This is a genomic window from Streptomyces sp. ActVer, assembly GCF_027270795.1.
Taxonomy (GTDB): domain Bacteria; phylum Actinomycetota; class Actinomycetes; order Streptomycetales; family Streptomycetaceae; genus Streptomyces; species Streptomyces umbrinus_A.
In genome coordinates this window covers 1-9054 of sequence record NZ_JAPWHT010000421.1, presented here as the reverse complement: position 1 = coordinate 9054, position 9054 = coordinate 1, and the positions used below count along the sequence as shown (strand labels likewise).

The following is a 9054-nucleotide window of genomic DNA, read 5'->3' as shown; positions in this document are numbered from 1 at the left end:
CGTGCGCAGGATCTGCGGGGTGTAGCGGGGGTCGGGCCCGTCGTCGAAGGTCAGGACCATGGTCTTGCCGCGCCCCGACATACGCAGGAACGGCTGGTGCCGTACGAGGGTCCGCGCGGCCGTGCCGCGGACCGGCCCGTATCCGGCGATGGGCCGAAGACGGTAGGCGGAGGGTCTCAGGGCCGCGCGCTTCGCCTGGGCGCCGGCGGCCGGAGCGGCGGAGGACCGGACCGGGGAGCCCGGGTCGGCGGTGAGCACCTGTACGGTGCCGGCCGCGCCTGCCGCTCCCAGCACGGCGGCACCGGCGAGCAACGCCCGGCGCCGCGAGAGGAACTGATCCTTATTCATGAGTAATCAGTCGCCCGGCCGACGTGCGGCACAGCACATCTCCACCGGTGCGGACGCACGAAAGCACCCGTTGAGAGCAGCTCCCTGGCGTCGGGAACGGCTCAGCGGCGGCGTACGAGCGGGAAGGGCAGTGTCTCGCGGATGGTGAGCCCGGTGAGGAACATGACGAGCCGGTCGACGCCGATGCCGAGCCCTCCGGTGGGCGGCATGGCGTACTCCAGGGCGTCGAGGAAGTCCTCGTCCAGCTCCATCGCCTCCGGGTCTCCCCCGGCGGCGAGCAGCGACTGCGCGGTGAGCCGCCGGCGCTGCTCGACGGGGTCGGTCAGCTCGGAGTAGGCGGTCCCCAGCTCGGTGCCGAAGGCCACGAGGTCCCAGCGCTCGGCGAGCCGCGGGTCCACGCGGTGCTGCCGGGTGAGCGGGGAGACGTCGGTCGGGAAGTCCTTGTAGAAGGTCGGCAGCTTGGTCTTCTCCTCGACCAGCCGCTCGTACATCTCCAGGACGACATCGCCGCGGCCGTGCTCGGCGGTGTACGGGACGCCCGCCCGGTCGCACAGCCGGTGCAGGGACTCCAGGCCCGTGTCGGCGTCGATCTCCTCCCCCAGCGCCTCGGAGATCGCCCCGTAGACCGTCCTGACGGGCCAGGTTCCGGAGATGTCGTACTCGGTTCCGTCCTTGCGGGCGACCGGCGAGCCGAAGGCTGCGGTGGCCGCGCCCTGGATCAGTTCGCGGGTGAGGTCGAGCATCACGTCGTAGTCGGCGAAGGCCTGGTATGCCTCCAGCATCGTGAACTCGGGGTTGTGCTTGTAGGAGACGCCCTCGTTGCGGAAGGTGCGGCCCATCTCGAAGACCTTCTCCATGCCGCCGACGCACAGCCGCTTCAGATAGAGCTCGGGTGCGATCCGCAGATAGAGGTCGAGGTCGTAGGCGTTGATGTGGGTGTGGAAGGGCCGGGCGTTGGCGCCGCCGTGGATCTGCTGGAGCATCGGCGTCTCGACCTCCAGATAGCCGCGCTCCAGAAGGCCCTGGCGCAGGGCCTGGACGGCGGTGGACCTGGCGCGTACGACGTCCCGGGCGTCCGGGCTCGCGACCAGGTCGAGGTAGCGGCGGCGCACCTTGGCCTCGGGGTCGGCGAGGCCGCGCCGCTTGTCCGGCAGGGGGCGCAGACACTTGCCGATGAGCAGCCAGGAGGTGACGAAGACCGTGGGCTGCCCCTTGTCGCTGACACCGGTGAGCCCGGTGACGGTGACGTGGTCGCCGATGTCGACGTCCTTGCGGAACCGGTCGAGCGCCGGGCCGGCGTCCTTCCGGGTGAGGGCGAGCTGGAAGTCGCCGGACCAGTCGCGCAGGACGGCGAAGACGATGCCTCCGAAGTCGCGTACGAGCATGACGCGGCCCGCGACCGTCACGTGCTGCCCCTCGCGGACCTCGGCGAGGGTGTGGGTGCGGGGCGGGATGCCCACCGGGTAGGGGTCGATGCCGTCTTCGCGGAGCCGGTCGAGTTTGCGGTGCCGGATGCGGACCTGTTCGGGCAGTCCCGCGGTCGGATCGGCGGCCTCGGCCTCGTCCCCTCCGTCGAGGCCGAGCGCCGACAGCGACGGCAGGCCCTCGGTGCTCGCCGGTTTCGGCCCGCCCTTCGCGTGCCCCCTGCCCCGGAGCGTGCGCAGCGACGGTACGGAGACGAAGCCCTCCGCGATGCCCGAGGCCAGTCCGATCCGGGCGAGGGCCGCGGTGTCTCCGTAGCAGATGAAGCGCGGATACCACTCGGGGTGGTACTTGGCGTTGGACCGGTAGAGGGCTTCGAGCTGCCACCACTTGGAGAAGAACAGCAGCAGGCGGCGCCAGAGTCTGAGGACCGGTCCGGCGCCGATGCGGGCGCCCTCCTCGAAGACCGAGCGGAACACGGCGAAGTTCAGCGAGATCCTGCGCACCCCGAGCTTTCCGGCCACCGCGCACAGCTCGGCGACCATGAACTCCATGACGCCGTTGGGTGCGCTGCGGTCCCGGCGCATCAGGTCGAGCGAGACGCCGTCGCGGCCCCAGGGCACGAGGGACAGCAGCGCCAGCAGCTTGCCGTCGGAGCCGATCGCCTCGACGAGGAGGCAGTCGCCGTCCTCGGGGTCGCCGAGCCGGTCCAGGGCCATGGAGAAGCCGCGCTCGGTCTCGGTGTCCCGCCAGGCGTCCGCCCTGTCGACGATCTCCTCCATCTCCTCGTCGGTGAGGGTGGAGTGTCTGCGTACGCGGCAGGTGGCGCCGGTGCGGCGGACGCGGCCCACCGCCTGCCGGGCCACCCGCATGTCGCGGCCGTCGAGGTCGAAGCCGGCGACGTGCAGGATCGCCTCGTCGCCGAGCTGCAGGGCGCCGAGCCCTGAGCGTGCGTAGGCTTTCGCGCCCTCCTCGGAGGCGCCCATCACGGCGGGGGCCCAGGCGTAGCGGCGGGCCACGTCGAGCCAGGCGCCGATGGCGTGCTGCCAGGCCTCGCGGTCGCCGACGGGGTCTCCGCTGGCGAGGCACACCCCGGCCTCGACGCGGTAGGTGACGGCGGCCTTGCCGCTGGGCGAGAAGACGACGGCCTTGTCGCGGCGGGTGGCGAAGTAGCCGAGCGAGTCGTCCGCCCCGTAGGCCTTCAGCAGGGCGCGGATGCGGCGCTCCTCGTCGCCGTGCAGGGCCGCCTCCATGCGCTGGGAGCGGAAGAGGGTGGCCGCCGCGTTCAGCAGGGCGAGCGCGCCGAACAGGCCGAGGAGGAAGAACAGCGGGCGGGGTGGCCGCCCGTCGAAGGCGCCGCCCGAGATCAGTCCGCCGCAGACCCGGTCCGCGGCCCACAGCAGGCGCTGGCCGCGCGGCAGTGTGCCGGGGAAGAGTTCGACGAGCCCCCAGCCGACGAGGATCGCCACGGCCAGCCCGGCGAGCAGCACGCCGAGGGCGCGGCGCACCGCGGCTCTGCGCGAGTCCGCGTAGAACTCCCGGCGTGCCACGATCAGCAGGCCCAGGGCCAGGGCGCAGACCACGAGTGAGGGGACGGAGTCGGAGTACTGGCCCATCGCGGTGCCCAGCACGTCGACGAGGACCAGCAGTCCGAGGTAGACGACGACCAGCCACCAGGCGATCTTCTTGCGGGCCGCGACGGCGGCCGCGAGGAGGAACAGGAAGACGGCGTACGCGAGGTTCGCGCTGACCGGGACCACGACCAGGTTCAGCACATGGACGACCGGGCGCAGCAGCCGGCGCAGCGGCGGGATGAAGGCCAGCACCAGACAGAGCAGGCCGAGGGCCGCGAAGAAGACCGCGAATCCCTCGGGCACCTTGCCGAGGAGACCGTCCCGCGACGGGCGTATCGGCCCTGTCGTGTCCTTCGGGTCACTCGGGGCTTCTGCCCGGACGCCGGCACTCATGCTCTCGACTGTAGGAAGAGCGGGGCCCGGCCGCCTGTCGAGCGCGGCCGTGCGCGGTCCCGGGCGGCTGCGGGGGCCACCCGTTCCGATAGCCTCTGCGCCGTGACGGAACAGCACTCCCACCAGTTCGAACGGGGCACCGACGGGCCCAAGGTCATCGTCGTCGGCGTGGACGGCTCCGACTCGTCCCTGCGGGCCGCCGCCTACGCCGCGGGGCTGGCCCGGCGCCAGCGGGCGCTGCTCGCTCTGGTGTATGTCCAGCCGGTGATGGCGGCCGGCGCCGCGCTCGGGGTTCCGGTCGCCCAGACGACCGACCAGATCGCCGAGGAGCTGGTCCGGGAGATCCGGGACGCGACCGAGCAGGTCAAGGGCATATTCGATGTGCGCTGGGAGTTCCACACCTTCCGCGGCGACCCGTACAACGGACTCGTCTCGGCGGCGGACCAGCTGAAGGCGGACGCCGTCGTCGTGGGCGCCTCCGAGCAGGCGGGCCACCGGATCGTCGGTTCCGTCGCGATCCGCCTGGTGAAGGCGGGGCGGTGGCCGGTGACGGTGGTGCCGTAGAGCGCCGAGCGGTGCCGTGGGTGCCGGCGCCGGGGGTACGGAACGCGCTTCCCAGACGTGCACGCCCGCGAGGCGCTTCAACGCGCCCCGCTACTTCACCTACTTCGCCGGCTTCCCCATGACGAGGCCGTCGGCGGCCGCGCCCCGGCTGAGGACGACACGGCGGATCCGGTCGCGTACAGCGGTCACGTCGGCTCCCTGGCCGATCACGCTGTTGAGTTCGACCACTCGGCCCGAGTCCAGGTCGAACCACTGGGGTACGAATTCGGCCTTCTCGACCCGCCAGCGGTCGCCCGTCTTCTCCGGCGGGGCGAAGGTGAAGCGGCCGATCGTGCTCTCGTTGCCGCGGGGGTCGTGGGCGCCGCTGTGGTTGGTCATCCTGCCGGCGATCTGGTCGCCCATCCCGTAGATCACCCAGGTGCCGTTGACCTTCTCGTACGCCTGGGGGACGTGGGCGTGGGTGCCGAGGATCAGGTCGATGTCGGGGCGGCCGTCCGTGCGGGCGCCGGTGAGCCGCTTGCTCAGGTTCAGCTGCTGGTCGTCCGGCTCGTCCTGCCATTCGGTGCCCCAGTGCAGGGACACGACCACGACGTCGGCGCCGGCCTTCCGGGCGGCCCGGGCGTCCGTGACGATCCGGTCGGGGTCGATGAGGTTGACGGCCCAGGGTTCACCGGCCGGGAGCGGGAAGCCGTTCGTGCCATAGGTGTAGGCGAGGTGGGCGACCTTGGCGGTGCCCGTCTGCATGATCGTGGGCGCGCCCGCCTCGGCGGCGCTGCGGGCGGACCCGGCGTGCCGCACCCCGGCCCGGTCGAGCGCGTCGAGGGTGCGGTGGATACCGGCGGCGCCGTCGTCCAGGGTGTGGTTGGAGGCGGTCGAGCAGGCGTCGTAGCCGGTCGCGGCGAGGGCCTCCGCCACCTGCGGCGGGGACTTGAAGGTGGGGTAGCCGGTGTAGTCGCCGTCCGCTCCGTACACCGTCTCCATGTGACAGATCGCCAGGTCGGCGCGGGCCACGACGGGTTTGACCCCCGACAGCATGGGGCGGAAGTCGTAGCCGTACCCGCCTCCGTCGGCCTGCGCCCTGTCGATGATCGAGCTGTGCGGGAGGACGTCACCGGAGGCGACGAGTGTGAAGCCCTGCGCCGACGCTCCGCCCCCGACCGGGCTCCCCCGGCGTTTCGGCCCGTCCTGACCTTGACAGCTCGCGACAACGGCGGCGCAGCACAGGACCGCGAGGACCGTTGTCGCCTGTCGGGTGCGTGGTGTCCTCGCCATTCTCGGCCTCGCTCCAATGCGGCTCAATACCGCTCAATGCGGTCGTATTTAAGTACGAACCGATATGTATCCGGATAAGCGTGCCGACGCGAGTCGAGAAGGCGCCACCGTCACTGCCCCGAACGGGGTTCCAGGACGGGGCCATTGGGGCGAACCGAGATGCGGAGGCGGAGCCTTCCGTCCCGGTTGACCGTTCGTCGTACCGTTCGTCGACGGGTTCGACCGTCTGCCGACGAGCCGTGTCCGTGGCCTGTCCCGGCGGGTCGCCCTGCGCTGGCATACGGCCATGACGGCCGCCACGACCATGACCAGCAGGACGACCGCCGAGCACGAGCTGGCCGAATTGCAGCGGGAGCACGGCGCACCGCTCTTCGCCCTGATGCTGAGGCTCTCCGACGGAGACCGCCAGCGTGCCGAGGATCTGGTGCAGGAGACGTTCGTACGCGCCTGGCAGCATCCCGAGGCGCTGCGCGCCGACGATTTCGAGTCCGTACGGCCCTGGCTGCTGACGGTGGGCCGGCGGCTGGCCATAGACGCGCGACGGGCCCGTCAGGCGCGGCCCGCCGAGGTCGGGGACGCCGTACTGGAGAGCGCGCGGGTCGCAGCCGATCACGCGGAACGCTCGGTGGCGACCCTCGATGTACGAGAGGCTGTGAAGACACTCACTCCGGAGCACCGTGAAGTCCTGGTGCAGGTGTATTTCCGGGGGGCGAGTGTGGCGGAGGCCGCCGAGGCCCTGGGGATTCCGCCCGGTACCGTGAAATCTCGCGCGTACTACGCGCTGCGCGCCCTGCGCCGGGTTCTTCCGGGATACGCGGCCGACCTGCGGTGAAACCGGAGGCTAGGTCAAGCCTCCGTAAAGCGCCTTGCCGAGGACCATGGTTGAGCAATCAGCTGTCTTCATCCGTGTTCCGGACTGGGGCCCGGGGTCGGGCGACGCGCACGCACCGGAGGAAGGCAGGAAGGGATGCTGCACAGAGGTCAAGAGAGCACGGACGGCGCGGGCGGTGGTGAACTCACCGTCCCCATGGCGTGGTTGTACGCCGAGTACATCGCCGACGAACTGCTGCGGACGGGCGACCTGATGCCGCCGACGTCCTTCGAGTTCCGCGCCGGGCGCGACGCCCTGGCGCTCACCATCTTCCTGTCGGACACGAGCGGCGAGCTCTCCGGCATCCGGGTCGTCTCACAGCTGGAGACGTGGCTGTCACTGACGGCGTACGACCAGCCGTGGCAGGACTGGGTGCGCGAGCGCATGGCCGGACTCGCGGCCGAGGCGATCGACGCGGGTGGTCCGGCGCCGGACCTGGACCTGGCGACGGCGGCCTGGCGCTGGCTGGAGGAGACCGAGCTGCTCGCGCCCGACCTGGACGCGGTGCCGGGCGGCGGTCCCGTCATCGGGGAGGACGACGGACCGAAGGTCTGGACACCCGCCTGGCAGCTGGGGCTGCCACTGGGGCACCTGGCGATCCATCTTTTCTGAGCGACTTTCCGACAGACTTCCGCCGCCAACCACCCTGACCAGTTTTTTCTGAACCTCGACCAATCCGCGGGCCCGTCCGCTCCGAATCTCTTGGTTCGTTTCCTACGGGACTTGAGTGATTCGGCGGTCTCCTGCGTACCGGTGGGCAAGCAACTACTCCCCGCACACACACCCCATCGGCACCGAGGATTTGGTATGAGGTCGCTGGAACGCCACCGCGACGTCGGCGCATATGCGCTCGGCGTGCTGGACGAGGCGGATGCCTTCCGCTTCGAGGACCACCTCACGGAGTGTCCCCAGTGTGCGGTTCAGATACATGAACTGGCAGCCACCACACGGTCGTTGCGGGCATACGCCCAGGCGACGCCACGTGCGGTGCATCCCATGACGCAGGCCGGGCCGGCCCTGCTGGACCGGCTCCTGGACGATGTCGCATCGACACGCCGCAGCGGACGCAGGCGCTGGCTGTACGCGGTCGCCGCGGCCGTGGTCTTCGCCGTGGGCGGTCCCGCGGTGGCGGTCTTCACCGGGGACGAGTCCTCCGGCGGCCAGACGGTCGCGGCGACCGACCCGTCGTCGGGCGTATGGGCCGAGGTCACCACCCTGAACCGCGCCTGGGGCAGCGAAGTGGACCTGAAGGTCAAGAACGCGCCGAGTCTCCTGCGCTGCCAGCTCGTCGCCATAGGCCGCGACGACTCGGAGCAGGTCGTACTCAGCTGGACCGTGCCCGAGAAGACCGGCGGGACCGCCGAGAGCAAGCCCTCCGAGCCCATGCAGGGCGCGGCGGCGATGCATCCCGGCGAGGTCGTCCGCTACGAGGTGCGCAACCCGGAGGGGAAGGCCCTGGTGACACTCAAGGCCCCCTGAGCGCAGGCGTCTGACGGGTCCGTATCACCGGGCCCTGAGGGCTCCTGCGCGGGTGCCTGACGGCCGGTCACGGCGCTCCGCCGGCTACTTCAGGAACCTGGACATCCTGCGGTCCGCGAGGGGCTTGCCGCCCGTCTGGCAGGTCGGGCAGTACTGGAGGGACGAGTCGCTGAAGGAGACCTCGCGGATGGTGTCGCCACAGACCGGGCAGGACTCTCCGGTGCGGCCGTGGACCCGCAGTCCGCTCTTCTTCTCGGCCTTCAGCCGGCCCGCGGCCAGTCCGTGGGAGCGCTCGACGGCGTCGGCCAGGGTCGTCCGCAGGGCCTCGTACAGCCGCCCCGTCTCCTCCGGCGTCAGGGCCGAGGCGAGCTTGAAGGGCGACATCTTCGCGGCGTGCAGGATCTCGTCGCTGTAGGCGTTCCCCACCCCCGCGATCAGGCTCTGGTCGCGCAGGGCGCCCTTCAGCTGCCGCCGCTCACCGTGCAGGAGCTTCGCGAAACGGGCCTCGTCGAAGTCGTCGGCCAGCGGGTCCGGGCCGAGCCGGGCGACACCCGGGACCTCACCCGGATCCCGTACGACGTACACCGCCAGCCGCTTCTGGGTGCCCGCCTCGGTGAGGTCGAAGCCCTCGCCGGTCTCCAGGGCGACGCGCATCGCCAGCGGGCCCTTGCCGGGCCGCGGCGGGCCGTCCGGAAGCCGGTCCTTCCAGTGCAGCCACCCCGCCCGCGCCAGATGCGTCACGAAGCGCGGCCCGCCGTCCGTCTCCAGGTCCAGAAACTTCCCGTGCCGGTGCACGGCCACGACCTCACGCCCTTCGAGGGCGCTCAGCGGCGGCTCGTACGTCTTCAGCACACTGATCGCGACGGGCAACACCCTCACGATCTCGTGACCGACGAGGTGATCGACCAAAAAGTCTTTCAACGCTTCGACCTCGGGAAGCTCCGGCATAGAACCCAGGGTGCCACCCCCGCCCCTTCAGGGGCGCGGGGCTGTGACATTGTGCGGCTCCGCCGCGTGGGCGCGACAAGCCCCAACAACCGGCACATCACAACGCACCCGCAAGCCTCCAACCCCGCTCACTTCCGTTCGGGCACCGAGAACTCGCACCACACGCACTTGCCACCGCCCCTA

At 71.1% G+C, this 9054-nt stretch carries 7 protein-coding genes and 1 pseudogene; 4 read left to right on the top strand and 4 right to left on the bottom strand.

The features are described from left to right. Together O3Q52_RS42340 and lysX are read right to left on the bottom strand one after the other, a co-directional pair. Positions 1–348, bottom strand: a pseudogene (locus O3Q52_RS42340) (polysaccharide deacetylase family protein); the annotation flags it as partial. A gap of 101 nt (positions 349–449) precedes the next feature. Next, entirely contained in the window at positions 450–3737 is a 3288-nt protein-coding gene (gene lysX / locus O3Q52_RS42335) for a bifunctional lysylphosphatidylglycerol synthetase/lysine--tRNA ligase LysX (RefSeq protein WP_269653862.1), read from the bottom strand. 102 nt (positions 3738–3839) lie between these two features. Between lysX and O3Q52_RS42330 the strand changes: the two genes are divergently transcribed. Then, the gene (locus tag O3Q52_RS42330; RefSeq protein WP_269653861.1) at positions 3840–4301 is read left to right on the top strand and encodes a universal stress protein; all 462 of its coding nucleotides are present in this window, start codon (positions 3840–3842) and stop codon (positions 4299–4301) included. 99 nt (positions 4302–4400) lie between these two features. Here the strand turns inward: O3Q52_RS42330 and O3Q52_RS42325 are convergent, their stop codons facing one another. After that, entirely contained in the window at positions 4401–5573 is a 1173-nt protein-coding gene (locus O3Q52_RS42325) for a CapA family protein (RefSeq protein ID WP_269653860.1), read from the bottom strand. 286 nt (positions 5574–5859) lie between these two features. Between O3Q52_RS42325 and O3Q52_RS42320 the strand changes: the two genes are divergently transcribed. The 3 genes from O3Q52_RS42320 (at position 5860) to O3Q52_RS42310 (ending at position 7923) form a co-directional block, all read left to right on the top strand. Continuing rightward, on the top strand, positions 5860–6405 hold the full coding sequence (locus tag O3Q52_RS42320; RefSeq protein ID WP_055617217.1) for a sigma-70 family RNA polymerase sigma factor: 546 nt from the start codon (positions 5860–5862) through the stop codon (positions 6403–6405). 135 nt (positions 6406–6540) lie between these two features. Beyond that, a complete protein-coding gene (locus O3Q52_RS42315; protein WP_055617218.1) occupies positions 6541–7056 on the top strand; it encodes a hypothetical protein in 516 nt (171 codons plus the stop codon). A gap of 195 nt (positions 7057–7251) precedes the next feature. Continuing rightward, entirely contained in the window at positions 7252–7923 is a 672-nt protein-coding gene (locus tag O3Q52_RS42310; protein ID WP_269653859.1) for an anti-sigma factor, read from the top strand. An 84-nt stretch (positions 7924–8007) separates the two neighbouring features. Here O3Q52_RS42310 and O3Q52_RS42305 read toward each other — a convergent pair whose 3' ends face one another. Continuing rightward, entirely contained in the window at positions 8008–8871 is an 864-nt protein-coding gene (locus O3Q52_RS42305) for an Fpg/Nei family DNA glycosylase (protein WP_269653858.1), read from the bottom strand. Between the last annotated feature and the right edge of the window lie 183 nt (positions 8872–9054).